The 25,375-nt window shown below is 72.6% G+C and carries 23 protein-coding genes and 1 tRNA gene; 13 read left to right on the forward strand and 11 right to left on the reverse strand.

Translation table 11 applies throughout. The features are described from left to right. Nucleotides 1-672, forward strand: a complete 672-nt coding sequence (locus ACFFKU_RS08115) for an NAD(P)-dependent oxidoreductase (RefSeq protein WP_380137057.1) — start codon at nt 1-3, stop codon at nt 670-672. Nucleotides 673-677: 5 nt separating this feature from the next. Here ACFFKU_RS08115 and ACFFKU_RS08120 read toward each other — a convergent pair whose 3' ends face one another. The 3 genes from ACFFKU_RS08120 to ACFFKU_RS08130 all read right to left on the reverse strand — a co-directional run bounded on the left by ACFFKU_RS08120 (nt 678) and on the right by ACFFKU_RS08130 (nt 5,031). Further along, nucleotides 678-2,210 carry a diguanylate cyclase domain-containing protein gene (locus ACFFKU_RS08120; protein ID WP_380137058.1) on the reverse strand — a complete coding sequence of 511 codons (1,533 nt, stop codon included), beginning with the start codon at nt 2,208-2,210 and terminating at the stop codon, nt 678-680. A gap of 736 nt (nt 2,211-2,946) precedes the next feature. Beyond that, nucleotides 2,947-4,164, reverse strand: a complete 1,218-nt coding sequence (locus ACFFKU_RS08125; protein ID WP_380137060.1) for a trans-sulfuration enzyme family protein — start codon at nt 4,162-4,164, stop codon at nt 2,947-2,949. 72 nt (nt 4,165-4,236) lie between these two features. Then, a complete protein-coding gene (locus tag ACFFKU_RS08130; protein ID WP_380137061.1) occupies nt 4,237-5,031 on the reverse strand; it encodes an SDR family oxidoreductase in 795 nt (264 codons plus the stop codon). A gap of 161 nt (nt 5,032-5,192) precedes the next feature. Here ACFFKU_RS08130 and ACFFKU_RS08135 point away from each other — a divergent pair, with 161 nt between their 5' ends. Beyond that, nucleotides 5,193-6,149, forward strand: a complete 957-nt coding sequence (locus ACFFKU_RS08135) for a carbohydrate kinase family protein (RefSeq protein ID WP_380137062.1) — start codon at nt 5,193-5,195, stop codon at nt 6,147-6,149. A 28-nt stretch (nt 6,150-6,177) separates the two neighbouring features. On the opposite strand, the gene ACFFKU_RS08140 is transcribed toward ACFFKU_RS08135, so the two are convergent. Further along, a complete protein-coding gene (locus tag ACFFKU_RS08140) occupies nt 6,178-7,113 on the reverse strand; it encodes a sugar-binding transcriptional regulator (protein WP_380137063.1) in 936 nt (311 codons plus the stop codon). 142 nt (nt 7,114-7,255) lie between these two features. Between ACFFKU_RS08140 and ACFFKU_RS08145 the strand changes: the two genes are divergently transcribed. The 7 genes from ACFFKU_RS08145 to ACFFKU_RS08175 all read left to right on the forward strand — a co-directional run bounded on the left by ACFFKU_RS08145 (nt 7,256) and on the right by ACFFKU_RS08175 (nt 15,519). Continuing rightward, the gene (locus ACFFKU_RS08145; protein ID WP_380137064.1) at nt 7,256-7,900 is read left to right on the forward strand and encodes a transaldolase family protein; all 645 of its coding nucleotides are present in this window, start codon (nt 7,256-7,258) and stop codon (nt 7,898-7,900) included. Between the two features lie 128 nt (nt 7,901-8,028). Beyond that, complete coding sequence (locus tag ACFFKU_RS08150) at nt 8,029-9,063, forward strand: zinc-dependent alcohol dehydrogenase family protein (RefSeq protein ID WP_380137066.1); 1,035 nt, start codon at nt 8,029-8,031, stop codon at nt 9,061-9,063. A gap of 257 nt (nt 9,064-9,320) precedes the next feature. After that, nucleotides 9,321-10,364 carry a LacI family DNA-binding transcriptional regulator gene (locus tag ACFFKU_RS08155; RefSeq protein WP_380137067.1) on the forward strand — a complete coding sequence of 348 codons (1,044 nt, stop codon included), beginning with the start codon at nt 9,321-9,323 and terminating at the stop codon, nt 10,362-10,364. A gap of 64 nt (nt 10,365-10,428) precedes the next feature. Further along, nucleotides 10,429-11,787, forward strand: a complete 1,359-nt coding sequence (locus ACFFKU_RS08160; RefSeq protein WP_380137068.1) for an ABC transporter substrate-binding protein — start codon at nt 10,429-10,431, stop codon at nt 11,785-11,787. A 163-nt stretch (nt 11,788-11,950) separates the two neighbouring features. After that, nucleotides 11,951-12,943 (forward strand): carbohydrate ABC transporter permease, encoded by a 993-nt coding sequence (locus tag ACFFKU_RS08165; RefSeq protein WP_380137069.1) that lies wholly within the window; start codon nt 11,951-11,953, stop codon nt 12,941-12,943. After that, nucleotides 12,940-13,836 carry a carbohydrate ABC transporter permease gene (locus tag ACFFKU_RS08170; protein ID WP_380137071.1) on the forward strand — a complete coding sequence of 299 codons (897 nt, stop codon included), beginning with the start codon at nt 12,940-12,942 and terminating at the stop codon, nt 13,834-13,836. The genes ACFFKU_RS08165 and ACFFKU_RS08170 overlap by 4 nt, the downstream gene beginning before the upstream one ends. A 183-nt stretch (nt 13,837-14,019) precedes the next feature. Further along, the gene (locus ACFFKU_RS08175) at nt 14,020-15,519 is read left to right on the forward strand and encodes a mannitol dehydrogenase family protein (protein WP_380137073.1); all 1,500 of its coding nucleotides are present in this window, start codon (nt 14,020-14,022) and stop codon (nt 15,517-15,519) included. Between the two features lie 28 nt (nt 15,520-15,547). Here the strand turns inward: ACFFKU_RS08175 and ACFFKU_RS08180 are convergent, their stop codons facing one another. Continuing rightward, nucleotides 15,548-16,597, reverse strand: coding sequence for a methionine synthase (locus tag ACFFKU_RS08180; protein WP_380137074.1), 1,050 nt, complete (start codon nt 16,595-16,597; stop codon nt 15,548-15,550). 11 nt (nt 16,598-16,608) lie between these two features. Continuing rightward, nucleotides 16,609-17,601: a putative oxygenase MesX gene (locus ACFFKU_RS08185; RefSeq protein WP_380137075.1), complete on the reverse strand. Its 993-nt coding sequence runs from the start codon at nt 17,599-17,601 to the stop codon at nt 16,609-16,611. A gap of 116 nt (nt 17,602-17,717) precedes the next feature. On the opposite strand from ACFFKU_RS08185, the gene ACFFKU_RS08190 reads away from it, so the two are divergent. After that, nucleotides 17,718-18,713 (forward strand): LysR family transcriptional regulator, encoded by a 996-nt coding sequence (locus ACFFKU_RS08190; protein WP_380137077.1) that lies wholly within the window; start codon nt 17,718-17,720, stop codon nt 18,711-18,713. A gap of 28 nt (nt 18,714-18,741) precedes the next feature. Here ACFFKU_RS08190 and ACFFKU_RS08195 read toward each other — a convergent pair whose 3' ends face one another. After that, nucleotides 18,742-19,137 carry an ester cyclase gene (locus ACFFKU_RS08195; RefSeq protein WP_380137078.1) on the reverse strand — a complete coding sequence of 132 codons (396 nt, stop codon included), beginning with the start codon at nt 19,135-19,137 and terminating at the stop codon, nt 18,742-18,744. Between the two features lie 341 nt (nt 19,138-19,478). On the opposite strand from ACFFKU_RS08195, the gene ACFFKU_RS08200 reads away from it, so the two are divergent. Further along, nucleotides 19,479-20,450: a GGDEF domain-containing protein gene (locus ACFFKU_RS08200; protein ID WP_380137079.1), complete on the forward strand. Its 972-nt coding sequence runs from the start codon at nt 19,479-19,481 to the stop codon at nt 20,448-20,450. A 9-nt stretch (nt 20,451-20,459) separates the two neighbouring features. Next, complete coding sequence (locus ACFFKU_RS08205) at nt 20,460-20,648, forward strand: hypothetical protein (RefSeq protein ID WP_380137080.1); 189 nt, start codon at nt 20,460-20,462, stop codon at nt 20,646-20,648. Between the two features lie 99 nt (nt 20,649-20,747). On the opposite strand, the gene ACFFKU_RS08210 is transcribed toward ACFFKU_RS08205, so the two are convergent. The 3 genes from ACFFKU_RS08210 to ACFFKU_RS08220 all read right to left on the reverse strand — a co-directional run bounded on the left by ACFFKU_RS08210 (nt 20,748) and on the right by ACFFKU_RS08220 (nt 24,094). Next, entirely contained in the window at nt 20,748-21,956 is a 1,209-nt protein-coding gene (locus ACFFKU_RS08210; RefSeq protein ID WP_380137082.1) for an MFS transporter, read from the reverse strand. Between the two features lie 123 nt (nt 21,957-22,079). Further along, nucleotides 22,080-23,315, reverse strand: a complete 1,236-nt coding sequence (locus ACFFKU_RS08215) for an MFS transporter (RefSeq protein ID WP_380137083.1) — start codon at nt 23,313-23,315, stop codon at nt 22,080-22,082. Continuing rightward, a complete protein-coding gene (locus tag ACFFKU_RS08220) occupies nt 23,312-24,094 on the reverse strand; it encodes an HAD hydrolase family protein (protein ID WP_380137084.1) in 783 nt (260 codons plus the stop codon). Before ACFFKU_RS08220 ends, ACFFKU_RS08215 begins: the two co-directional genes overlap by 4 nt. Nucleotides 24,095-24,214: 120 nt before the next feature. Between ACFFKU_RS08220 and ACFFKU_RS08225 the strand changes: the two genes are divergently transcribed. Continuing rightward, nucleotides 24,215-25,000 carry a DeoR/GlpR family DNA-binding transcription regulator gene (locus tag ACFFKU_RS08225; RefSeq protein WP_380137085.1) on the forward strand — a complete coding sequence of 262 codons (786 nt, stop codon included), beginning with the start codon at nt 24,215-24,217 and terminating at the stop codon, nt 24,998-25,000. A 199-nt stretch (nt 25,001-25,199) separates the two neighbouring features. On the opposite strand, the gene ACFFKU_RS08230 is transcribed toward ACFFKU_RS08225, so the two are convergent. After that, nucleotides 25,200-25,272 (reverse strand) — tRNA-Arg (locus ACFFKU_RS08230). Nucleotides 25,273-25,375: the final 103 nt, after the last annotated feature.

Below are 25,375 nucleotides of genomic sequence, written 5' to 3' on the forward strand. Positions count from 1 at the left end.
ATGGACGTCATGGTCATCGGTGCGAGCGGCGGGTCCGGCCGCGCCGTCGTCGAGGAACTGCTGGGACGCGGGCACCGGGTCACCGCCCTCGCCCGCCGTGCCACGACGGCGTTGCCCGCCCGGGCCGGCCTGCGCTCCGTCGACGGGGACGCCACCGATCCCGCCGTCGTCGCACCGCTGCTTCCCGGGCACCAGGCCGTCGTGGTCACCCTCGGCATCAGCGAACCGGCCTGGCGGGTCCGGCTGCGCGGGGCCGTCGGCACCGCCGACGACGTCCGCTCGCGCGGCACGGCCGTCCTGGTCGACGCCGCCCGCCGGGCGGGGGTGCGGCGGGTGGTGGTGCAGACGTCCTTCGGGGTCGGACCGACGCGGCACCTGCTCCCGCTGGGGGCCCGGGTGGTCTTCGCGCTGCTCCTCGAGCCGCAGATGGCCGACACCGAGCGCCAGGAGGCCGTCGTGCGTGGCAGCGGCCTGGACTGGACGCTGGTCCAGCCCGTCTACCTCGCCGACGACGAGGCCGTCGCGTCAGGACGGACCACCCCGCCGCCCGCCACCAGCACCGACGGGGCCGTCCGCGCGATGCGGGTGGGCCGACGCAGCGTCGCCCGGGTCCACGCCGACCTCCTCGAGGGGGGTGGTCAGGTCCACGAGACGGTCACGGTCTCCGGCTGAGCCGGTCAGCCGGGGTGGCACACCGCCAGGGAGGTCCCCACGACCGGGAGTCCCAGGGCCCGCACCGGGCCGGACAGCTCGGCGCGGGGCTCGCCCTCGACGACCACGACGAGGTTGCAGGAGCGGGCGCTGCGGACGAAGAGGGTCAGCACCCCCTCGTCGGGCAGGTCCTCGGCCCGCAGCAGCAGGGCGCTCGCGGGCAGCGCCGCGAGATCACCCAACCGGGTGGTCTGGGCCGTGAGGCCCTCGAGGACGACGCCGACGCCCAGGTCGCGCAGTGCCCGCAGGGTGGTGCGCAGCCCCGGTGCGCCCAGCACCTCGGGGCCGCCGGTGAGGACGCCCAGCGTGAGGGGTGCCGTGCCGTGGGTGTCCAGGGCGGCGGTCACCTCCTCGACGAAGCGGGCGTCGGCCGCGTGCGCGGGCGGGACGGAGACCCACACGGCGGGGTCGTGCGGGCCACCCCCGTGCCGGCGCAGCGCCTCGGAGAGCGCCCACCGCCCGAGGTCGTGCGTCCGCCCGGCCTTCTCCACGGCCGCGACGAGGGCGTCGGGTCCGACGTCACCCTCCGGCCGCGCCCAGGCGACGCGCCCGAGGAGAGCGATCGGCGCCGGCGCGGGGGAGCTCGGGGAGGGGAGGACCACGGGGGCCAGGGGCAGGGTGAGCTCGGCCTCCGGCCAGGTGCGGCGCAGGTCGTCCTCGACGGCGGCGCGCGCGGCGTCCGCGGCGCGCAGCTCGTGGTCGTAGAACTCCACGCGGCCACGTCCGAGCGCCTTGGCCCGGTAGACGGCGGTGTCGGCCTCGTGCAGCAGCGCGGCGGGCTCGGACCCGGCGCCGCTCACCACGGCCCCGACGCTGGCCCCGACCCGCACCACGTGACCGTCGGTGACGATGGGCTCGGTCACCCGGGCGACGACGCGCTGGGCGACGGTGAGCACCTCCTGCACGTCCTGGACCTCGACGAGGACCACGACGAACTCGTCACCCCCGAGCCGACCGGCGACGTCGCCGTCGCGCACGGCGTCGGTCAGGCGCACCGCGACCTCGCGCAGCACGTCGTCACCGGCCCGGTGCCCGTGGGTGTCGTTGACGCCCTTGAACCCGTCGAGGTCCACGAACAGCAGTGCGACGGCAGGGTGGCCCTCCCGGGCCGCGTGCAGCACCCGGGAGAGCAGTTCGGTGCTGGCGGCCCGGTTGACCAGCCCGGTCAGGGCGTCGTGGGTTGCCTGGTGCTCCATTCCCCGACGCATCTCCTCGCGCGCGGCCAGGCTCGCCGCGACGGCCCGCAGCGCCATGCCCATGCGCAGGACCACGAGCACGGACATGACGGTGGAGGCGGCGGCGACGGCCCAGTCGGCCTCCTGGTGGAGGAGCTGCAGGACGACCAGGGTCGCGGGACCCAGCAGGACGGCCACGAGCAGCACGGCGGTGCGGCGCGTCGTCATGCCCCCGGCGGTCGGCTGGTCGCGGTCGGAGACCGCGGCCATGGTCGGGTGGAGCGCGGCCGCGCTCCACGCCACGTTGCTCAGCAGCCAGCCCACGCTCAGGGCCGTGAAGGCCCAGCCGGGCAGTACCGCCCCCCCAGACGTAGGTGGAGTCGCCGACGAGGAGGAGCAGGATCGCGGTCAACGCCAGCCAGGCACCGGGGGGCAGGCGGCGGGAGGTCGCGACCAGGTGGGCGCCCAGGGCGACCAGGAGCACGTCGGCGCCGAGGTAGACGCCGCCGGTGAGGTGGCTGAGGAACCCCTCGCCGCGAGAGGCGATCACCGGCCCCACGAAGAGGACGTAGCCGAGCAGAACGAGACCGGTCGCGACCACGGCGCCGTCGACCAGGCCGCCGAGCTGCCGCAGGGACCGGCTGCGGTGCACCAGGAGGGCCACGCCCGCCAGGAGCGGGGCGTACCCGGCCACGTAGAGGACGTCGGCGGCGGTGGGGAACGTGATGTCCCCGAAGGCGGCGAGAAGGTAGTAGGTCGTGTCGGCCAGGCTCCAGATCGCGTGCGAGGCCGCGATGCACCACCAGGCGGCGGCGTGGCGCGGACGGTGCCGCCGGATGCCGACCACGGTGGCGGCCACGCAGAGGAGGCCGACGACGCTGTAGGGCACCCCCGACCAGGCGATCGACCCGACGGGTCCTGCCAGCAGCACGAAGGCGACCGCACCCAGCCCGCCGAGCACGCCGAGCGTGCGTCCGTTCCAGCCCACACGACCGGATCGGCGCGGAGTGGACCGGCTGAAGGGCGAGGGGCGACCTTCCCCCGTCCGCCCCTCTCCCGCCTACCCGGCGTGCGTCGCGTCCAGCGCCGCCGCGACGTCGGCGAGCAGGTCCGCGGTGTCCTCCAGCCCGACCGAGAGCCGCAGGTGGCCGAGGCGCCGGAACGGTTCGGGGTAGGCCCGGGCGCGGGGACCGTCCCCGCCGACGTGGACGATCAGCGAGTCCTCGTGCCCCAGGGAGAAGGCCGAGGTGATCAACCGGAGGTTGGCCACGAAGCGGTTCTGCAGCGCCGGGGGTCCGTCGAGGGCGAACGCCATCATGGCGCCGAACCCCCGGTCCCCGAACTGGCGGCGGGCCAGGGCGTGCTGGGGGTGCGAGGGCAGGCCGGGGTAGGCGACGAAGGCGATCCGCGGGTCGGCCTCGAGCCGCTCGGCGAGGGCGGCGGCCGAGGCCTGGTGCTGGCGCAGCCGCAGCGGCAGGGTGACGGCCCCGCGGTGGATCTGGGCCGCGTTGAAGGGGGAGATGACCCCGCCGACGTCGACCATGGCGTCGGCCTTGATCGCCTCGACCAGGTCGCGCCGTCCCGCCACGGCGCCACCCATGGCGTCGCCGTGGCCGTTGACGAACTTCGTCAGCGAGTGCACGACGAGGTCGGCACCGTCGGCGAGGGGGCGGTAGAGCGGGGGCGGGGTGAAGGTCGAGTCGACCATCAGCAACGCCCCCGCCGCGTGCGCGATCTCGGCGACGGCGGCCACGTCGGTGACCCGCGTCGTCGGGTTGGCAATGGCTTCGACCGCCACGAGCCGGGTGGTCGGACGGACCGCCCGGCGCAGCGCCTCGAGGTCGGTGCTGTCCACGAACGAGGCCTCGATGCCGTACTTGCGGGGGAGCAGGTCGCTCCAGAGCCGCCAGGTCGCCTCGTAGACCACGTCGCTCACGATCACGTGGTCCCCCGACCGCAGGTGCGTGAAGAACACCGCGTGCAGGGCGGCCACCCCGCTGGCGAGGGCCACCGCGGCCTCGGCGCGTTCCATCGCGGCGATGCGCCGCTCCAGCGCCAGCTGGTTGACGCCGGTGTTGCGCGTGTAGAGGTGCGGTGCGGTGGCCGACCAGCTGATGGCGCTGGGGTCGTCCGGCAGTTCGTAGGAGTTCGCCATGACGATCGGCGTGCGCAGCGCACCGCTGCCCGGGTCGGGGCCGAGACCGGCGTGCACGGCCAGGGAGAGGTCACCCAGGCTGCCCGGGTCGCGGCGGTCGGGCCGGGGCTGTCGGTGCTCCATGCCCGACACCTTCTCGTCCGCACCCGTCCGGGATTGCACCGGGCGGAGGCGGAGGGGCCGATCACCCGGAGGTCAGGAGAACCACATCCCGCCGTCCACCACGAGGGACTGGCCCGTGATGTAGGCGGCGTCCCGCGAGGCGAGGAAGGAGACGACCCCGGCGACGTCGTCCGGAACCTGCAACCGGCCGAGCGGGATGCTCGCCACCATGGCCGACATCTCCGACCCGACGGGCGTGCCGTGGCGGCTGGCGAGGGCGGCGTCGATCGATTCCCACATCGGCGTGTGGACCACACCGGGGCTGTAGCAGTTCGCCGTGATGCCGTGCTCGGCCAGTTCCTGCGCGACCGCCTGGGTCAGCCCGCGGACGGCGAACTTCGACGCGGAGTAGGCCCCCTGGAGTTTCCCGGCCCGGTGGGCGGCCACCGACGCCGCTCCGATCAGTCGACCCGGGGTCCCGTGCTCCACCATCTGCCGGGCCGCCGCGGAGTAGCAGTTGAAGACCCCCCGCACGTTCACGGCCATCGTGCGGTCCCACTGCTGCGTCGTCGTCTCGAGCAGGCCGGCGGTGATGGCGATCCCCGCGTTGGCGACCATGACGTCGATCGCGCCGAACGCCTCGACGTGCGCGGCCACGGCCGCCTCGACGGCGGCCCGGTCGGTCACGTCCGCGGAGCACGCGCGGGCGAGGGCGGGACCGTCGAGGGTGGTCGCCAGGTCGTCGAGCCGCTCCGCCGTCGACGCCAGGTCGCACAGGGTGACGTCGAGGCCGTCGGCGTGCAGGCGTCGGGCGATGGCGGTGCCGATGCCCCCGGCGGCCCCCGTCACGAACGCCGATCGTCGTCGCGGCGTGGCTTCGACCTCCATACGTCCCACCCCTGTCGTCCCGGTTGCTCGTCTCGTATGAGCGCTACGCTCTCGTATGAGGCAGTACTGTGACGCCTTGACCCCGCCGACCGCAAGCACCTGCGGTCCGGTCGAGGGAGCGGCCGGTGCCCGCCGTCGTGGGCCGGAGTGAGGAGCGACCGATGGGTCAGCACGCGGAGCACGCGACACCCGGGGTGGGACTGGTCTGCATCGGCGAGGCCCTGATGGACCTGACCGAGGTCACCCCCGGCCCCGGCGCGGCCGGGCTCTACCAGAGCCATCCCGGTGGGAGTCCCTTCAACGTCGCGGTGGGGGCCGCCCGGTTGGGCGTGCCGACGGCCTTCCTCGGATCGTTGGGCGGGGACGCCCTCGGACGGCGGCTGCGGGGCTTCCTGGAGGAGAACGGCGTGGACACGTCTGCCGCCCGGGTGGGTACCGCGCCGACCCCGGTCTCGATCATGTCCCTCAAGGCGGGGGAACCCTCCTACTCCTTCTACGGATCCCCGGCCTCGCTGTGCGACCTGCGCGTCCAGGACGTGCCCGAGGCGCTGGTCCGGGCGGCCGGGGTGGTGCACGCGGGGTCGATCGGGCTGCTGCACCGCCCGGCCCACGAGGCGGCGGTGCGGGCCTTCGAGACCGCCCCCGGCCGGACGACCTTCGACCCGAACGTCCGACCCGGCCTGGTGGCCGACCGGGCGGAGTTCCTCAGCCGCACCGAACGTCTGATGGCGCTCGCCGACGTGGTGAAACTCAGCGCCGAGGACGCCGAGTACCTCTACCCCGATCTCGACCGGGAGGGGGTGGCCCGCCGGGTCCTCGGTCTCGGGGCGGTCGCGGTCGTCCTGACCCGGGCGTCGCAGGGCGTGCAGGCGTGGACGCCCGACGGGGTCGTGACCGTGCCGACGGCGGGGCTCGCGCCCGCGGTGGACACGACGGGCGGCGGGGACTCCGTGATGGCGGCGATCGTCTCGCGCCTGGTCGGACTCCCCGAGCTGCCCGGTCCGGACGGGTGGGACGACGTGCTCCGCTTCGCCATGCGGGTGGCCGCGTCGACCTGCTCCCGATCGGGTGGTGCCGAGGCGATGCCCCGTGCCGACGAGGTCGCGGTCGCGTCCTGACGCTCGTGGCACCCCCACGGGCCCGCCGTCAGGACAGGTCCAGCACGGTCTCCGCGGCGGCGCTGTCGGTGATCAGTCGGTGCACCAGGCCGGACCGGGCCACGGCGCGCAGGGCCGCCGCCTTCTCGACGCCCCCGGCCACGGCGGTGACGTCCGGGACGCGGGCCAGTTCGGCCCGGCCGATGGCGAGGCAGTGCGCCTCCACGTCCTCGCCCGCCACCGGTCGGCCGTCGGCGTCGACGACGGTGCAGCAGACGTCCCCGACGGCCCCTCCGGCGACGAGACGTCCCACGAGGTCGTCCGGGAGGACGTCGTGCAAGGAGGAGGTGCCGGCCGCGAACGCCCCGATGCCGACCAGGGCGTGGCTCACCCGCGAGAACGCCGACGTGGTCGCCGCGATCTGCGGATCCTCCCGCAGCCCCCGGGCGAGGCGCGCGTCGGCGACGGTGAGCGGGACGTGCAACGGGTGCACCACACCCCGGGTGACCTCGCCCAGCCGGCGGACCAGGTCCACGGAGGTGAGGGCGAGCTGGGCGCCGGGCGGGCTGCCCACCAGCTGGACGACCTCGGCGGCGCGCAGGTCGCGCAGGACGTCGACCACGGCGTACAGCGTGCGACCCCAGGAGACGCCCAGCACGGACTCCTCGGACAGGACCGCGGCGAGGACCTCGCGGGCCGCCAGGCCCAGCAACCGGTCCCGCTGCTCCCGCTCCTCCGCGGCCCCGCCGGCGCGGACCACGACGGCCTGCCGCAGGCCCAGGTGCCGGGCCACCCGGCTGGAGAGCTCCAGGTCGACGTCGGCGGGCGGCACCACCTCGATGCGGACGACGCCGTCACGCACGGCGTCCTCCAGGATCTTCGCCACCTTGAACCGGGAGACGCCGAGCTCGGCGGCGATCTGCGACTTGGTCGCCCCCTCCAGGTGGAAGCGCCGGGCGGCGAGGGCGGCGACGAGGTGGTCCACGGGGCTCACCCTGCCCCAGTGCCCCGCACGGTGCCACCACCCCCGCCGGTACCTCAAGCCCTTCACGGATGAGTGCTAGGCTCTCAGATGAGACGCCAGGCTGCACCTCGCCTGGTCGGCCCCGAGGATCGAGGGAGTTCGGATGAAGCTCTACGCCGACAGCGCCGACCGCGAGGCGGTGCTGGGCCTGCTGCGGGACAACCTGGTCCACGGGGTCACCACGAACCCGAAGATCCTGCACCGCGACGGTCGTTCGCAGGCCGACCTGCCGGAGCTGTACCAGGACTTCGTGACGGCCGGTGCCGCGGAGGTCTTCCTGCAGGCGGTCGGGGGCGACCTCGCCGAACTCCGGCGCAGCGGCGAGTTCATCGCCGGGCTCGGGGACCGGGTCGTGGTCAAGGTTCCGGCGACCACGGCCGGTTTCGCCGTGGCCGGATCCCTCGTGCGCGAGGGCGTCCCGGTCCTGCTGACCGCGGTGTACAGCCTGGCCCAGGCGACGGTCGCCGGATCCCTCGGGGCGGCCTACATCGCCCCGTACCTCGGACGGTTGAACGACGCCGGGGAGGACGGCCTGGCCACGGTCAAGGCCATGGACACCGTCCTCGCCCCGACCGCGACCAGGGTTCTCGTGGCGAGCGTGCGGACCCCCGAGGTCGCGGCGACCCTGGCCCTGGAGGGCATCAGCCACCTCACGGCCGACGTGCCTGTTCTGCAGGCGATGTGGCTCCACCCGGTCAGCGAGGAGTCCGCGGCGGAGTTCGAGGAGATCTCCAACTCCGGCCGGTGATGTTCCCGTGACCCGGCCGACCCGACGGTGTCGGTCCTCGATCACGGGGTTCTCCCGGGCCATGCCCTAGTTTGCCGACGACGACGTCGCGCGCCCGAGCGCGAGCATCGAGCCGATGGAGGATGAAGATGCGTGCAGCGTTCCTGCCCGGGGGTAGTCGGGTCGACCTGCGGGACGTGGAGGATCCCCGTCCGGGTCCCGGTCAGGTGGTGGTGGCCATGCGGGCCTCGACCATCTGCGGTTCGGACCTGAGGGCGATCTACCGCGAGCACCTGGGGGAGGGGCCCGAGGCCTACCAGGGCGTCGTCGGTGGGCACGAGCCCGCGGGCCGGGTGGTGGCGGTGGGGGAGGGCGTCGAACGCATCGGCGTCGGCCAGCGCGTCGTCGTCTACCACATCAGCGGGTGCGGGCAGTGCGACGAATGCCGTCACGGCTACCAGATCTCCTGCACCTCCTCGCGTCGAGCGGCCTACGGGTGGCAGCGCGACGGTGGGCACGCCGATCTCCTGCTCGCCGAGGAACGCGATCTCCTGGTCCTGCCCGACGAACTCACGTTCGTCGACGGGGCCGTGGTCGCCTGCGGTTTCGGCACCGCCTACGAAGCCCTTTGCCGGGTCGCCGTCTCGGGTCGGGACCGGGTCCTGGTCACCGGGCTCGGTCCGGTGGGCGGGGCGGTCGGCCTGCTGGCCAAGGCCCTGGGTTCCCCGCTGGTCGTGGGGACCGATCCGAGCCCGCAGCGGCGGGCGTTGGCCCTCGAGCTCGGGGCCGTCGACGAGGCCGTGGCCGGTACGCCGGAGGAACTCACCGCACTCCTCGGGGACGGGGCCGAGGTGGCGGTCGACTGCTCGGGCAACGGCCGGGGCCAGCTCACCGCGCTGCAGCACACCCGCCGCTGGGGCCGGGCGGCGCTGGTGGGCGAGGGCGGGCAGCTGTCGATGGACGTCTCCGAGACCCTCATCCACCGCCAGCTGACCGTGCACGGGTCCTGGGTCACCTCGGTGGGCCGCATGAGCGAGCTGCTGGACAACCTGGTGCGCTGGGACCTGCACCCCGAGCGGCTGGTGAGCGACACCTACCCCGTCGAGGAGGCCGCCCAGGCCTACCGGACCGCGGACGCCGCGGCGGGCGGCAAGGTCGGCATCGTCTGGCCCGACGGCGACTGACCCGGGTGGCCCGGCCGCCCCGACCCGTCCGTCCGGGTCCGGGGCCGGCTTCCGGTTCCGATTGTCGCGCAACGGGACCGCTCGTCGAGCGCTCCTGGGGAGGGCGGGGCGCGCCGAGGACGACCTGTGACGTCCCGGTGCAGGATCGCTGCAGCTGCTGTGACGCCATCGTTACGAAGCGGGCGTTGACAACGATTGCAGACTCGGGCCAAGCTACCTCTTGTCAGGACGACGTCGTTCGATGGGGGAGGCGAGCTGTGGCCGGTAGCACCTCCCGCGTCAGGCTCGTCGACGTGGCCACCGCGGCCGGTACCAGCCCCTCCACCGCGTCCCGCGCCCTGCACGGCGGGGCCGGGGTCACCGACGAGCTCGCGGCGCGGGTCCGTCAGGCGGCCCGTGAACTCGGTTACTCGGTCAACCGTCAGGCGCGTTCGTTGCGCCGCGGTCACGACACCGCCATCGGCGTGGTCGTGGAGGACTTCACCATCCCGTACTTCGGGACGATCGTGGCGCAGGTCGAGCAGGCCGCCCACGAACGGGGTTTCGGCGTGGTCATCACCTGCGCCGGTTCGGGACGATCGGAGGAGGAGGCCGTCGAACCCCTGCTCTCCCGCAACGTCGCCGGTCTCGTCGTGGCCACCGGGACCGCCGGTGCCCCCGAGGGTTTCCTGGCCGACCTGGCCAGTTCCATGCCGGTGGTCCAGGTCGACGCCCCGCTGGGCAGCCCCTTCTCCGACGCCGTCGGCATCGACAACGTCGCCGCGGGGCGGCGGTTGACCGAGCACGTCCTCGCCCACGGGCACGAACGTGTCCTGTTCGTCGGTTCGGGTCCCGCCGCCAGTACGGTGGAACTGCGCCGGGAGGGGTACGAGCAGGCCATGCGGGCCGCGGGTTTCGCCCCGCTCTCCACCCACCTGGGTTTCCTCCCGGTCGAGACCGCGGACCGGGCCGTCGTGGCCCTGCAGCAGTACCTCGGGGACGGGACGACCCCGGGGATCACGGCGATCCTCTCGGGGGTCGCCCGGGTCACCATGGGTCTGGTCTCGGCCCTGGCCCGCCTGGACCGGCGCGACGTGGCCTTCGCCGCCATCGACGACCTCGTCGGGGCGGACGCCTTCAACCCTCCGTTGACCGTGCTGGAGCAGGACGTCGAGACCATCGGCGCCCGTGCCGCCCAGCTGCTCTTCGCCCGCATCGAGGGCTGGGACGGACCGCCCAGCCACGAGCAGGTCCCGCTGCGCATGATCGAGCGCGGCTCCGGTGAGCTGGCCCCTGCGGGCCGGACCCTCACCGCCTTCTGATCCAGCACCGCTCGACGTCCGGTGGCAGCACGCCCCGGGTCTCACCCAAGAAAGAGGACAGTTCATGGCAGCACGACGACGTGTTCTTTCGCTGATCGCCGCCGGAGCAGGGCTCGCCGTGGTCACGGCGGGTTGCTCGGGCGCCGGTGGCGGGGGCAGCAGCGACGACGGGGAACGTTCCATCAACGTGGTGATGGTGAACAACCCGCAGATGGAGGATCTGCAGCAGCTCACCGCGGACAACTTCACCAAGGAGACCGGTATCAAGGTCAACTACACGGTGCTCCCCGAGAACGACGCCCGCGACAGCATCCAGACCGACTTCGCCGCGCAGTCGGGTCAGTACGACGTCGCCACGATCTCGAACTACGAGGTCCCGTTCTTCTCGAAGAACGGCTGGATCGCCAACATGGACAGCTACATCTCCGCCGACAGCGAGTTCAACCAGAGCGACATCCTCGAGCCGATCGCGGCGGGCCTGAAGGGTTCCGACGGCAGCATTTACGCCGAGCCGTTCTACGGTGAGAGCTCGTTCCTCATGTACCGCAAGGACGTGTTCGAGGCCAAGGGTCTGACCATGCCCGAGAAGCCGACCTGGGACGAGGTCGCCGACCTCGCCGCCCAGGCCGATGGCGCGGAGCCCGGGATGAAGGGCATCTGCCTGCGCGGGCAGGCCGGCTGGGGCCAGGTGTTCGCCCCGCTGACCACCGTCGTGAACACGTTCGGCGGCACCTGGTTCGACGCCGACTGGAACGCCCAGGTCGACGCCGCGCCCTTCGAGGAGGCGACCCAGTTCTACGTGGACCTGGTCCGGGCGCACGGTGAACCCGACGCGGCCAACGCCGGCTTCACCGAGTGCCTGAACGCCCTCACCCAGGGTGGCGTGGCCATGTGGTACGACGCGACCTCCGCCGCCGGTTCGCTGGAGGCCGAGGGGTCCCCGGTCGCCGGCAAGATCGGTTACGTGGCGGCTCCCGTCAAGGAGACCGAGTCCTCCGGCTGGCTGTACAGCTGGGCCTTCGGCATCCAGGAGGCCTCGCAGAAGAAGGACGACGCCTGGAAGTTCGTCTCCTGGGCCTCCAGTCAGGAGTACGAGGAACTCGTCGGGCAGCAGCTCGGTTGGGCCCGCGTCCCGGCCGGCAAGCGCACCTCGACCTACGCCAACACCGACTACCAGCAGTCGGCGCAGGCGTTCTACCAGGCGACCGAGGACGCGATCAACGCCGCCGACCCGAACAACCCCGGTGTCCAGCCCCGTCCGGCCCCGGGCATCCAGTTCGTGGCCGTCCCGGAGTTCGCGGGCATGGCCACCCAGGTCTCGCAGGGCGTGAGCGCCGCGATCGCCGGGCAGCAGACCGTCCAGGAAGCCCTCGCCGCCGGGCAGCCGCTGGCGCAGGCGGCCGGCGACGCCAACAAGGAATGACCTCCTCCCGGGGTCCGCGCGACGGCGTGCGGACCCCGGGCCGGGGCCCGGCCCGGACATGCGTCCCGCCAGGTCCGTGACCTCGAACCACTCCGCTGCTGCGTCCTCCGATGATGCCGCGGCGGGTTGCATCCCCCCACCCGCCCGGCGGAAGAAGGACCACATGAGCACCGCCTCCGCATCGCCCGGCTCCGGCCACGCCACCGACCTCACGCCGGAGCAGCGCACCACCTATCAGTCGCCTCAAGGCCAGGCCGCCCGCGACAAGCGCGAGGCCCGCCGCCGCCGCATCCCGCTGCTGCCCGCGTTGATCTTCACCATCGCCGCCACGCAGCTGCCGTTCCTGGTCACCATCGTGATCTCGTTCATGGACTACCGGGCCCTGCGCCCGGACCAGATCGGGTTCACCGGTTTCGACAACTACGTCCAGGTCTTCACCAACCCCGCCGTCCGCTCGGCGGTGCTCACCACGATTCTGCTGACCGCCACCGTCGTCATCGTCAGCCTGATCCTGGGCACCGGCATCGCCCTGCTGCTGGACCGGAAGTTCTTCGGCCGCGGAGCCGTGCGCACGATGATGATCGCGCCGTTCCTGGTCGTCCCGGTCGCCTCGGCCCTGCTCTGGAAGCACGGCATCCTGAACTCCGGCTACGGGTTGTTCAACGGGGTCCTCACCTGGATCTGGAGCCTGTTCGGCTCCGACAACCCCCCGCAGCCGGCCTGGTTGAGCGAGTACCCGCTGCTGTCCATCGAACTGTCCCTGATCTGGCAGTGGACCCCGTTCATGATGCTGATCCTGCTGGCCGGGCTGCAGTCCAAGCCGGGCGACGTCGTCGAGGCCGCCCGCATGGACGGCGCCGGGGCGCTGCAGATCTTCCGCTACATCACGTTCCCGCACCTGCGTCGCTACCTCGAACTGGGCGGGCTGCTCGGTTCGATCTACATCGTGCAGGCCTTCGACGCCGTCTTCATCATCACCGCCGGTGCGTTGGGCACGGCGAACCTCCCCTACACCATCTACGCCACCTTCTTCCAGCAGCAGAACTACGGGCTGGCCTCCGCCCAGGGCGTCGTCGTCGTGATCGGCACGTTCATCATCGCCACCTTCGCCCTGCGCACCGTGTCCAGCCTGTTCGACGAGGAGACCGGCCGATGACCACCCACACCAACCCCGCGATCGCCGCCACCTCGTTCAAGGGTGGGCGGGCCAAGAAGCGTCGCAGCGTGGAGAAGAAGTCGAACCCCGCCTGGGGCATCGCGGCCTGGGCCGTGGGCCTGCTGTTCGTGGCTCCTGTCCTGTTCATGCTGCTGACGTCGTTCCACTCCGAGGTCGACGCCGCCACCAACCCGCCCTCGGTCTTCGCCCCGCTCACGCTGGACGGCTACCGCGCCTTCTTCGGGGCCGACGGGGGCCGCACGCCGTGGCCGCCGCTGATCAACTCCCTCACCGCGTCGGTGGTCTCCACCATCCTGGTGCTGATCCTCTCCATCCCCGCGGCCTACGCGTTGTCCATCAAGCCGATCAAGAAGTGGACCGACGTCCTCTTCTTCTTCCTCTCCACCAAATTCCTGCCGATCGTGGCCGGGCTGCTGCCGCTGTTCCTGTTCGCGAAGAACACCGGTCTGCTCGACAACATCAACCTGCTCGTCCTGCTCTACACCTCGATGAACCTGCCGATCGCGGTGTGGATGATGCGCAGCTTCCTCGCCGAGGTGCCGGTGGAGATGATGGAGGCCGCCCAGATCGACGGCGCCGGCCTCATCCGGCTGCTCCGTTCGGTCGTGGCCCCGGTCGCCCTGCCGGGCATCGCGGCCACCGCGTTGATCTGCTTCATCTTCAGCTGGAACGAGCTGCTGCTGGCGCGGACGCTGACCAGCATCGTCGCCGGCACGTCGCCGGTCTTCCTCACCGGTTTCGCCACCAGCCAGGGCCTCTTCCTCGCCCAGGTCTGCGCGGCGGCGATGGTCATCTCCCTGCCGGTCCTGGCCGCCGGGTTCGCTGCGCAGGACAAGCTCGTCCAGGGTCTGTCCCTCGGCGCCGTCAAGTAGTCATCCGCCCCGAGGTCCGGTCCCGCCCGCCGCGACGGTGGTGGGGGCCGGACCCGGGGCACCCCGCCGGCACCCCTCGCCGGGTCGGGCCCGCTCCTCTCTGACAGCCTGTGACCAGGGTCCTTCCCCGTCGCCCGCTCGTTCCCCGCGCTCGTCGACCACCGCACCGCACAGGAGACGACCATGTCCGTCGAGACCATTCCGTTGACCGCTGCGAACCTGACCGCGGTGGGGGAGCGGGTCCCCGTCCCCGGCTACGACCGCGACGCGGTGACCGCGGGCGTCGTCCACTTCGGGGTCGGTGGTTTCCACCGGGCCCACCAGGCCATGTACCTGGACCGGTTGCTCGAGGAGGACTTCGAGGCGGCCAGGGAGTACGGCATCTGCGGGGTGGGGGTCCTGCCGGGCGACGCCCGGATGCGCGATGCCCTCGCCGCCCAGGACCGCCTGTACACCCTCGTCCTCAAGCACCCCGACGGACGGCTCGAACCCCGCGTCGTCGGCTCGATGGTCGAGTATCTCTTCGCGCCCGACGACCCCGAGGCCGTCGTGGAGAAGCTGGCCGACCCGGGCACCCGGATCGTCTCGCTCACCGTCACCGAGGGCGGGTACAACCTCGACGACATCACGGGGCAGTTCGTCACCGGGACACCCGCCGTGGCGGCCGACGCCGCCGCCGGGGCCGACGCCGGCCGCCTCAGCACCGTGTTCGGGTTCGTGGTCGAGGCCCTCGTGCGCCGGCGCGAGCGTGGCCTCGACCCGTTCACGATCATGAGCTGCGACAACCTGCAGGGCAACGGGCACCTGGCGAAGACCGCGTTCGCCGCGTTCGCCGCGCTGCGCGACCCGGCCCTCGGCGAGTGGGTGGGCGAGAACGTCCGCTTCCCGAACTCCATGGTCGACCGGATCACCCCGGCCACCACCCCCGCCGACGTCGACCTGGTCGCGCGCGAGTTCGGCATCGCCGACGCCTGGCCCGTGGTCTGCGAGCCGTTCACGCAGTGGGCGCTCGAGGACGCCTTCGCCGCCGGGCGCCCGCCGCTGGAACGGGTGGGGGTCCAGGTCGTGCCCGACGTGGAGCCCTACGAGCTCATGAAGCTCCGGCTGCTCAACGCCAGCCACCAGGGTCTGGCCTACTTCGGCCGGCTCCTCGACCACGAGCTCGTCGACGCCGCCGCGACCGACCCCGCCCTGGCCCCGTTCGTGCGCGCCTACATGGACGCCGAGGCCACTCCGACCCTCGCCCCGGTGCCCGGGGTCGATCTGGAGGAGTACAAGGACACGCTGATGGAGCGCTTCGGCAACCCGCACGTGCGTGACACCACCGCCCGGCTGGCCGCGGAGAGTTCCGACCGTATCCCCAAGTGGCTCGTCCCGGTCGCCCGGGCCAACCTCGAGGCCGGACGCGACGTCCACCGCGCCGCGGCGATCGTGGCCAGCTGGGCCCGCTACGCCGAGGGCGTGGACGAGCACGGCGAACCGATCACCGTGGTCGACCGGCGGCAGGACCGCGTCCTGGCCGCGGCCCGGCGCCAGCTCGGCGAGGACCCGCTCGCGTTCCTGCGCGACCGCGAACTGTTCGGGGATCTCGCCGAGAACGAGGAGTTCACCACCGCCTACCGGCGGGCGCTGGACGACCTGCACCGGGACGGGGCGCGGGCCACGCTGGAACGCCTCCTCTGACGGCTCCGAGCGTGCCTGGGCAGTACACCTAGCGGGCGGCGAGCTCCTCGCGCAGCAGGGCCGCTCCCGCGACGAGGGCGCTGAGCTTGGCGTCGGCCACGGACCGGGGCAGGGGCGCCATGCCGCAGTTCGTGCTCGGGACCAGGCGGTCGGCGTCGACGAACGCGAGCGCCCGGCGCAGGGTGTCGGCGACCTCCTCCGGGGTCTCCACGTCCTCGCTCGCGACGTCGACCGCCCCGAGCATGACCGTCTTGCCCCGCACCAGCTCGATCAGGTCCAGCGGGACGTGGGAGTGGTGCCCCTCGAGGGAGACGATGTCGACGGAGGACCGCTGCAGCAGCGGGAACGAGTGCTCGTACTGCCGCCACTCGGGCCCGAGCGTCGCCTTCCAGTCGTTGTTGGCCTTGATCCCGTAGCCGTAGCAGATGTGCACCGCGGTCTGCGCCCGCAGGCCCTCGACCGCCCGTTCCAGCGCCGCGACGCCCCAGTCGCGCACCTCGTCGTGGAACACGTTGAACGCCGGCTCGTCGAACTGGATGACGTCGACGCCGGCCGCCTCGAGTTCGCGCGCCTCCTGGTTGAGGATCGTGGCGAACTCCCACGCGAGCTTCTCCCGGCTGCGGTAGTGCCGGTCGTAGAGGGTGTCGACCATCGTCATCGGGCCCGGCAGCGCCCACTTGATCGGCCGGTCGGTCTGGCTGCGGAGGAACCGGGCGTCGTCGACGAACACCGGCTGCTCACGGGTGACGGCACCGACGACGGTCGGCACGCTCGCGTCGTAGCGGTCGCGGATGCGGACGGTCTCGCGCTGCTCGAAGTCGACGCCCGAGAGGTGCTCGATGAAGGTCGTCACGAAGTGCCGACGGGTCTGCTCCCCGTCGGTCACGACGTCGAGGCCGCGACGTTCCTGCTCGTGCACGACGGCCCGCAGGGCGTCCTGCTTGCCCTCGACGAGGGCAGCGCCCTCGAGGTTCCACGGCGCCCAGAGGATCTCGGGCTCGGCGAGCCACGACGGCTTCGGCAGGCTGCCCACGGTGGCGGTGGGCAGGAGGGTGGACGTGCCGGTCGACGTGGTCACGGGGCCGCCGCTCAACCGACGAGCGCCGGGTAGCGGGCGGCCCACTGCTGCAGCACGTCGCGGTGCGGCTCCATGAAGTGCTCCTCGGTGAATCGTCCCTGGGTGAGCGCGAGCCGGCTGCGTTCTTCGCGGTCGTACTCGATCTGCGGGCGGGTGAAGTCGGGGTGCGCGAGGCTCGGGGTGAAGGCGTCCCCGGCGGCCGTGTTCGCGGCGTAGATCTCCGGGCGGTAGATCTTCTGGAAGGTCTCCATCGTGGCGATGGTGCCGATCAGTTGCAGGTCGGTGTGGTCGTGCACGAGGTCGCCCCGGAAGTAGAAGGCGAGCGGTGCGGCCGCACCCGGCGGCATGAAGTACCGCACGTCGAGACCCATCTTCGCGAAGTACTCGTCGGTGAGGGAGTACGCGTCCTGGCGGTACTCGACGCCGAGGACGGGGTGCTGGTAGCCCGTCCGGTGGTAGGTCCGGCTCGTCGAGACGCTGATGCACACCACCGGCAGCTGCGCGAAGCGCGCCCGGTAGGCCTCGGAGTCGCAGAACTCCCGGAACAGCTTGCCGTGCAGGTCGCCGAAGTCCGCGGGGACCGTCGGTCGCGCCGATGCCGCGGTGAGCGCGGGCAGCAGCACGCTGAAGTCGTAGTCACGGACGTAGGAGGAGAAGTTGTTCCCCACGATGCCCCGGTGACGGTGCCCGGCCCGCAGGTCGACGATCGCCACGTCGAGCATCTCCAGCAGCGGGAAGCGCTGGTCGTCCCCCTCGCCGGCGAACCCCAGCTCGACGGAGACGATCTCGAGCTCCACCGCGTACCGGTCGCGTCCCGGTTCGTGGTGACCCGCGAGGTCGTTGCACCGGCGGTCGATCATCTCCAGCACCCGCCGCAGGTTCTCCTGACGGCGTTCACCCCGGGCCAGGTTGGCGAAGTTGGTGGTGGCCCGCGAGCTGGCCGACGGCTCGTACCCCTCGTCGAAGCGGGTGGTGCTGATGCTGAACCCGAACCCGTTCGTCATGCCTGCCCCCTCTGAGCCCCGACCGAGCCGGTGCGGTCGTCGACCTCTCCATCGTGGGGGCGGAACGGGGTCATCAGGTAATACGCAGTCGGGATGACGTCCTATAGTCGGTGGCTATGGCGCGACGGACGACCGGGGTGACCCTGCAGCAGCTCTCGTACTTCATCGAGGTGGCGGCGGAGGGATCGATCACCGCGGCCGCCGACCTGCTCTACGTCGCCCAACCGACGCTGTCGGCGGCCATGAAGGAGCTCGAGGCGCGCGTCGGCCGGGCCCTCCTCGTGCGCTCCCCCCGCGGGGTCACGCTCACCACCGACGGGGCGGAGTTCCTGGGGTACGCCCGCCAGGTCGTCGAGCAGGTCGCGCTCCTGGAGCAGCGCTACCTGGGCGGGGCTCCGTCGCGACGGCTGCTCGGGGTGTCGACCCAGCACTACTCCTTCGCGGTCGACGCGTTCGTCCGGATGGTCCGGCGCACGGAGGGCGAGCAGTACGAGTTCTCGCTGCGGGAGACCCGTACCTTCGACATCATCGAGGACGTCCGGACGTTGCGCAGCGAGCTCGGCATCCTCTACCGCAACGACTTCAACCGCAACGTCATCGACAAGTTGCTGCGCGACTCCGGGTTGGAGTTCCGGCCGCTCTTCCTCGCCGAACCGCACATCTTCGTCTCGCGCAAGAACCCGCTCGCCGCCAAGCCGCGGGCGACCCTGGCCGACCTCGCCGACCTGCCCCGCCTCACCTTCGACCAGGGCGCGAACAACTCCTTCTACTTCGCCGAGGAGATCCTCTCCACCCTGTCCAGCGCGCGGGAGATCCGGGTCTCGGACCGCGCGACGATCTTCAACCTCATGATCGGGCTCGACGGGTACACGATCTCGACGGGCATCATCAGTGACGACCTCGACCCGGCCATCGTCGCCGTCCCCCTCGACGTGGACGAACGCATCGAGATCGGCTGGATCGGCCACGACGCGATCCCGCTCACCGACCAGGCGGAGCGCTACCTCGACGAGGTACGGGCGGTCGTCGCCGGCTTCGGTGTGACGCTGCTGGGGGAGGAGCCCGGGTCGCGGCCGGCGCGGTCGACGCCCCGGCCCCGCAAGGAGGGGTGACGCCTCGGGGGCGGACCCGCGGGCAGGCTCAGGTCGGCCGCACCTGACGACGCACGGCGTCGACGTCGACCACGGACTCCACCGTCCGGATGCGCCCCCCGGCCAGCTCGTAGAAGGCGTGCTCGGCGAAACCCACCCGCTGCCCGCGGGTGTCGACCCCGCGGAAGGGGCGGACCGGCGTGCAGTCGAACCACAACCGCACCGCCAGCCGGTCCCCTTGGACCAGCAACCGGTGGACGTCGTAGTGCAGGTCGGGGATCGCGGCCAGGTCCTCGCGCAGCAGGTCGACGAACTCCGCCCGCGTCATCGTCCGGTCGTTGTGCGTCAGCTCGTCGTGGACCACGGCGGCCAGCCGGTCCCAGCGACGACCGTTCAGAATCCCGAGGTACTCGCGGTAGAGGGACTCGGCGCTGTCGATGCTCACGGCGGCGAGCCTGTCACCGCGGGTGCGTCACCGCCCTCGCGGGCGGACCGGATCCCCTGGCGTCCGGGGCGACCGCGGGTGCGGACGGGGCGGTCGCAGGTGCGGACGGGTCCCGCGGCCTCGACCCGACCCATCCACCCGTGATCAAGGAATCCGTCGGCGGATTCCTTGATCAAAGGTGGGTGGGGGCCGCCAGGGGAGGGGTCGGGCCCACGGGCCGGGAACCGCACCCGACCCCGTGGTCCCGGAACGTCGGACCGGGCGGCCCTGGCCCTGCCGACAACCGGGTGAAGCGCCGGCCGTCGGGTCAACCGGGCCCCGACACCGGTCGATGCCGGGGTATGGACGGGGGAACGACCCAGGACGACGGCGCCACCGCGGCAACCAGGTGGCGACCGCGCCCCGTCCCGGCTGCCCTCGCACCGGCTGAGTCCCTGACGGGCGCAGGCGCGAGATCGCCGGCACCTGAGCGCGCGGCCCGCACGCGGGTCCTGGCCTGGCTGGTCATCGCCGCCGTCGTCATCGGCGTCACCGCCGCCCTCGACCCGACGACGCTGCGGCCCGGCTGGTGGAGCCTGGGGTACGTCCTCGGTCTGGTGGTCGGCGCCGCGTCGGCCGTCGCCCTGCTGACGGTGGGCCGGTCGTGGCCCGACACCGTCCTCGCCGCGATCGTCGTCCTGCTCATGGGCGTGGTCGTGCTCTCGGTGCTGGCGAACCAGTCGCGCAGCGGCGGCATGCTCGACGTGGTCCTGCTGCTGCCGTTGGCGGTCTACGCCGCGGTGCACCTGGCGCGGCGGGTGTGCCGCGTCGTGTTGGCGGTGCTGGTCGTCGCCGTCGCGGTCGTCATGGGTGCCGTCGCCGACGGAGCACTCCAGTGGGCGACCCTCACCCTGCTGCCGTCCGTGGCGTTCCTGGGGACCGTCGAGGTGGTGCTGGCCCTGCGCAGCTCCGTGGAGGGCGCGGTCACGGCGTTGCACCGGCAGGCGCTCACCGACCCGCTGACGGGACTGCAGAACCGCCGGGCCCTGCAGGAGCGGGTCGACGGTGCGCTCGGTGACGTCACCACGTTCACCACCGTCCTCACGGTGGACGTCGACCACTTCAAGTCCGTCAACGACGCGCTCGGTCACGACGCCGGTGACGCGGTCCTCCGACGCCTCGGGGCCGGCCTCCGGGAGGGGACCCGGGGCGACGACGTCGTCATCCGGATGGGGGGTGAGGAGTTCCTCGTGCTCTCCTCGACCCCCGCGGACGACGCCGGCGCGTACGCCGAGACGTTGCGCGTGCGGGCCGCGGAGTGGTTGCGGGAGTAGGCGGTGACCGTGAGCGTCGGGGTCCTGACCGTCTCCCGACCGCCCGGTCGTGGGCTCCGGGCCGCGGAACTCGAGGCGGCCATCACCGCCGCCGACCGCTGCCTGTACCAGGCCAAGAACTCGGGCCGGAACCGCGTGGTGCTGTCGCTCCTCGCGGACGAGCACCTCGAGGTGGACCGGGTCCGGTCGGCGGCCTGATCGTCGTGGGATGGCGAGGCCGCGGTCGGCACCGTCGTCCCGGAGCCTGACCGACGGCCCGTCAGCGCGGCGAAGCTCCCCACCCGTGGTGGGGAGGGCTCAGCCCCGGTGCCCGACCAGCCGGTTCAACCGCTCGGACATGAGCAGACCCAACGCCACCAGCACGGCGAGGAACAACGGCAGCACCCACGTCCCGACCCAGGAGGAGACCAGCCCGAACGCCGGGGGCGCCAACGTGGAGCCGGTGTAGGCCGCCGCCATCTGGATGCCGATGATCGCCTGGGAGTTGTCGCGTCCGAAGTTCACGGGCGTGGAGTGGATGATCGCCGGGTAGATGGGGGCGCAGCCCAGGCCCGCGACGACGAGTCCCGCCAGGGCCGGCACGTCGGTCGGGACGGGCACGGCGATGAGCAGGACACCGGTGCCCACGGCGAGGAAACCGCCGCGGATCAGGGTCCGGTCCCCGACCCGGTCGGCGAAGAACCCGGTCAGGAACCGGCCGGCGGTGATGCCCAGCAGGAACAGGGAGGCGAAGGCCGCGGCGGTCGCGGGGACGACCTCCCGGGCGGTGACGAGGTAGGTGGAGGCCCAGAGGATCGTCGTGCTCTCCAGGGCGCAGTAGGCGAAGAAGGCGACCAGGATGAGTTTCACCCCGCGCACCCGCAGCGCCCGGGCGATCGGGACGTGACCCTGCGGGTGGAGCGGTTCCTGGCTGACGACCCCGTCGACGTCGTCGGTCCCGGAGCGGGGTGCGGTGGGGTTGACCTTGCCCCACAACGGCACACTGATGATCAGGGCGACGGTGAGGACCACCTGGATCACCCCGACGATCAGGTAGGCGCGCGACCAGCCCAGCCCCGAGGTGAGCGCGTAGCTCATGATGAACGGGCTGATCGAGGCCCCCACGCCCCAGAAGCTGTGCAGCCAGTTCATGTGCTTCGCGGCGTAGTGGAGGGCCACGTAGTTGTTCAGGGCCGCGTCGACCGCCCCGGCGCCCAGGCCGTAAGGGATCGCCCACAGGCACAGCGCCCAGAACGAGCCGGACCAGGCGAAGCCGATCAGGGCGGCCGCGGTGAGGGCGACGCTGACGGCGGTGACGACGCCGACGCCGACGCGTCGGGTGAGGCGCTCCGAGGACAGGCTGGACACGATGGTGCCCGCGGCGATGATCATCGTGGTGATGCCGGCGTAGGCGACCGGGACGCCGAGGTCGCGGTGCATGACGGGCCATCCGGCGCCGACCAGGGAGTCCGGCAGCCCGAGGCTGATGAAGGCGACGTAGATGATCGCCAGCAGGAGGGAGTACACGGCGCAGGCGGCCTTTCACGGAGGACGTGGGTGGGGCGGAGGGGGAGTTCGAGGACGGTGACGGTGAGTTCTCCGCGGGTGGACCTGGACCTCGACCCGCGAGGCCCTGTCGGGAGAACCGGTTCAGGGGGTGGGGGAACAACCCGGCCGCCGGGGACGTACGCAGGAGGCCAGGCCGGCCCCGACGAAGCAGAAGATCGCCGGGAGGACCAGGGCGGTGCTCAGGCCCGTGAACCGGGAGACCCAGCCGATGATGCCCGGCCCGGCCAGCAGCCCGACGTACCCCGCGCCCACGACCCGGGATATCACCACGGCGCGTCCGGCGACGGGCAGCGCCCCCGCGGCGGTGAACAGTTGCGGGACGATGCCGGACAGACCCAGCCCGAAGACGACCCAGCCCAGCAGGGTGAGGGCGAACACCGGAGCGGTGACGACGACGAGCATCCCGACGCCGGCGACCGTGGAACCGGCACGCACGAGCGCGACCGGGCCGATGCGCGCCACGAGGCGGTCCACGGTCAGGCGGCCGACGGTCATCGCCGCCGAGAAGGCGGCGTAGGCCAGCGCCGCCGCCGAGGCGGGCACCGCGAGGTGGTCCACGGCCTGCAGCGCGCTCCAGTCGTTGGCCGTCCCCTCGGCCAGCATCAGCAGGAAGGCCATGAGGCCCAGCAGCATCGCCTGACGAACCACCGCCGTGCGCGCCGGGGCGCCGGTGACGTCCGCGATCGCGGTGCTCGGCTGATGATGCGTGGGCTGCTGCAGGTGGCGCACGCTCCAGGTGCCCAGGGCCACGGCGAGGAGGCCGGCGACGGCCAGGGGCAGGTGCACCGAGGCGTCCAGGTGGCGCAGCAGCGCGGACAGGCCCGCTCCGGTCGCCCCGCCGATGGAGAAGAAGGCGTGGAAGCCGGCCATGATCGGGCGGGCGTAGGTCTGTTCCAGCACCACGGCCTGGTCGTTCGCGGCGACGCTCATCACCCCCCAGCCCAGGCCGAACGCCAGCAGCGCCGCTCCCAGCTGCCACCCCGACGTCGCCAGGCCCGGCAGGTTCACCGCGACGGCGGTCAGGGCGATGCTGACGGCGCACGCCAGGCGGCTGCCGCGGCGGTCGCTCAGGCGTCCGGCCCACTGCATGCCGGCGACCTGTCCGGTCCCGAGCAGGAGCAGCAACGTGCCCAGTTGAGCGTGGGAGACGCCGGTCTGACGCTGGAGGGTGGGGATGTTGGCCACCCAGGAGGCCAGCGCGAAACCGGTCAGGAAGAAGATGGCGGTGATCGCCGTCCGGCGTCGCCCCAGGTGCGGAAGGGGTCCCGTCCTGGTGGACGGCGGCGGGTTCGTCGCGGGGTTGGACGGAATGGTCATGGCTGCAGCAACCCGTGCCGCTCGAAAGCCGTCCGCAGGCCATCCTCGCCGACGGTGCCGGTCACGTCGTCGGCCGCCTGCATCACGAGGGCGGGGGCACCACCCATGGCGATGCCGGTCCCGCACAACCGCAGCATCTCGACGTCGTTGCGGCTGTCGCCGAGGGCAATCGTCTGCGAGAGCGGAATCCCGACGGCGGCCAGCACCGCGGGGATGGCTGCGGCCTTGTGGGTCCACCGGGAACTGACCTCCCCGCTGCCGGCGCCCAGGTCGGGCAGGGTGCCGGTGATGACGCCGAAGTTCTCCGCCAGTCGGCACGCCACCGCGGAGGAAGCGCCCGGGTGGGTGCCGACGAAGACGGCCTTGGCCACCCCGTGCATCTCTAGGCGCTCGGTGAGTCGGTGGGGCAGCAGGCCGGCGGGCCCGCCGCGGCCCGCGCCGGCGAAAGCCTCCAGCAGACCGGGAGCGGCGTAGACGCGGTCGCGGTACTGCAGGCAGTAGGGCAGGCCCAGGTCGACGAAGGCCTCGACCATCTGCTCGCACATCGAGGCGGGCATCACCTGCGCGTGGACCAGCCGGCCGGCGACGGTGGCGAACCCGCCACCGGCGGTGATCGCGCCGTCGAAGCCGATGCCGGTGACCTCGGGGCTGATCTCGGCCTGGCTGCGCCCGGTGCTCAGGAAGACCCGGTGACCCAGTCGGCGCGCGGTGCGGATCGCCTCGATGCCGGAGGCGGGGATGTGCCCGTCGTGGTCCGCGATGGTGCCGTCGAAGTCCACGAAGACCGCCCGGCGCTGCCGGACGTCCGGTCTGCGCCCCTGCTCGCACCGTGCGGCGGACCTCGCCGACGATCTCTGGTGGGGCGCCGCGGGCGGGGACATCGTCACGAGGGTGACCGTATGGACCACACTGATCAGGTGCAACGATCAGAACGGCACCAAGTGATCCTGCGGGCGGTCGAGCGGGAACAACGCTCGGTGCACGAGCTGGCCGCCCTGACCGGCGCCTCCACCATCAGCATCCGCCGGGACCTGGGCGAGCTGGCCGACCAGGGGATGCTGCGACGCGTGCGCGGGGGCGCGGCGCCGCTGGCCCGGCGCGGCACGCGCTACCCCTTCGCCCTGCGGCAGGACGATCAGGTCGAGACCAAGCGGCGGCTGGCCGCCGCGGCGGCGGCCCTGATCGGTCCCGGGGACAGCGTCGTGATCGACAACGGCACCACGGCCTGCGCGGTGGCGGCGGCCCTGGTGGGGCGCGGGGTGACCGCGATGGCCCTGTCGCTGCACGCGGCGGCGGCCCTGGCCGGCCGGCCGGGCAACCAGGTCATCGTCCCCGGCGGCCCCGTCGAGCCCGACGACCTGACGCTGCAGGGTCCCGGGGCCGCGGAGGCCGTGCGCTCGATGACGTTCGACGTCGCCGTCGTCGGAGCGTGCGCCGCCGACCCCGGCACGGGGCTGACCGTGGCCACCTGGGCCGACGCGCACGTCAAGCGCGCCGTCCTGGACAGCGCGCGCCGCGTGGTGCTGGTGGCGACGCCGGAGAAGTTCATGCGCACCGCCGCGCACCGCTTCGGTGCCCTGGCCGACCTGGACACCGTCATCACCACGAGCGAACTCCCGGGTGATGTGGTGCACCTGCTGCGCGCCGCCGGTGTCGAGGTCGTGCTCGTGGAACCGGAGAGCTGATCCGTCCCACGGCGCCTTCCGAAGCGGTGCCGTCGCGTCTTGACGGCGCGCGACTGGTCGGGCCGGACACGGTCGCGCGATCGTCCTGGTCGCCTCCGCTGCAGCGGGCAGCGATGCGGCGGGCAGGGCCCCGGCAGTGCGCAGCGGTCCGGCGGTGACGTAGGACCCCCCGCACGGCGGAGTCGCAGGTCAGGATGGGTGCCCCCGGCTGGATTCGAACCAGCGACCATCGGATTAGAAGTCCGGTGCTCTATCCACTGAGCTACGGAGGCGCGTCCCGCCGGCGGGGGGACGTTGAAGATTTTACCGGTGGGCGTCCGGTCCGGCAGCTCACGTGATCATCGACGCGCCGGGGGAGGGGGCGCGGGGTCGGCG

Origin of the sequence: Kineococcus gynurae (assembly GCF_042433995.1) — a bacterium.
GTDB lineage: Bacteria > Actinomycetota > Actinomycetes > Actinomycetales > Kineococcaceae > Kineococcus > Kineococcus gynurae.

What these genes read in the sequence shown, in the direction of transcription:
- ACFFKU_RS08175 (WP_380137073.1), top strand. Translation starts at nt 14,020, where the DNA reads ATGTCCGTCGAGACCATTCCGTTGACCGCTGCGAACCTGACCGCGGTG.
- ACFFKU_RS08185 (WP_380137075.1), bottom strand. Translation starts at nt 17,601, where the DNA reads ATGACGAACGGGTTCGGGTTCAGCATCAGCACCACCCGCTTCGACGAG.
- ACFFKU_RS08225 (WP_380137085.1), top strand. Translation starts at nt 24,215, where the DNA reads ATGGACCACACTGATCAGGTGCAACGATCAGAACGGCACCAAGTGATC.
- ACFFKU_RS08135 (WP_380137062.1), top strand. Translation starts at nt 5,193, where the DNA reads ATGGGTCAGCACGCGGAGCACGCGACACCCGGGGTGGGACTGGTCTGC.
- ACFFKU_RS08160 (WP_380137068.1), top strand. Translation starts at nt 10,429, where the DNA reads ATGGCAGCACGACGACGTGTTCTTTCGCTGATCGCCGCCGGAGCAGGG.
- ACFFKU_RS08150 (WP_380137066.1), top strand. Translation starts at nt 8,029, where the DNA reads ATGCGTGCAGCGTTCCTGCCCGGGGGTAGTCGGGTCGACCTGCGGGAC.
- ACFFKU_RS08115 (WP_380137057.1), top strand. Translation starts at nt 1, where the DNA reads ATGGACGTCATGGTCATCGGTGCGAGCGGCGGGTCCGGCCGCGCCGTC.
- ACFFKU_RS08145 (WP_380137064.1), top strand. Translation starts at nt 7,256, where the DNA reads ATGAAGCTCTACGCCGACAGCGCCGACCGCGAGGCGGTGCTGGGCCTG.
- ACFFKU_RS08200 (WP_380137079.1), top strand. Translation starts at nt 19,479, where the DNA reads ATGGACGGGGGAACGACCCAGGACGACGGCGCCACCGCGGCAACCAGG.
- ACFFKU_RS08190 (WP_380137077.1), top strand. Translation starts at nt 17,718, where the DNA reads ATGGCGCGACGGACGACCGGGGTGACCCTGCAGCAGCTCTCGTACTTC.
- ACFFKU_RS08170 (WP_380137071.1), top strand. Translation starts at nt 12,940, where the DNA reads ATGACCACCCACACCAACCCCGCGATCGCCGCCACCTCGTTCAAGGGT.
- ACFFKU_RS08215 (WP_380137083.1), bottom strand. Translation starts at nt 23,315, where the DNA reads ATGACCATTCCGTCCAACCCCGCGACGAACCCGCCGCCGTCCACCAGG.
- ACFFKU_RS08125 (WP_380137060.1), bottom strand. Translation starts at nt 4,164, where the DNA reads ATGGAGCACCGACAGCCCCGGCCCGACCGCCGCGACCCGGGCAGCCTG.
- ACFFKU_RS08165 (WP_380137069.1), top strand. Translation starts at nt 11,951, where the DNA reads ATGAGCACCGCCTCCGCATCGCCCGGCTCCGGCCACGCCACCGACCTC.
- ACFFKU_RS08130 (WP_380137061.1), bottom strand. Translation starts at nt 5,031, where the DNA reads ATGGAGGTCGAAGCCACGCCGCGACGACGATCGGCGTTCGTGACGGGG.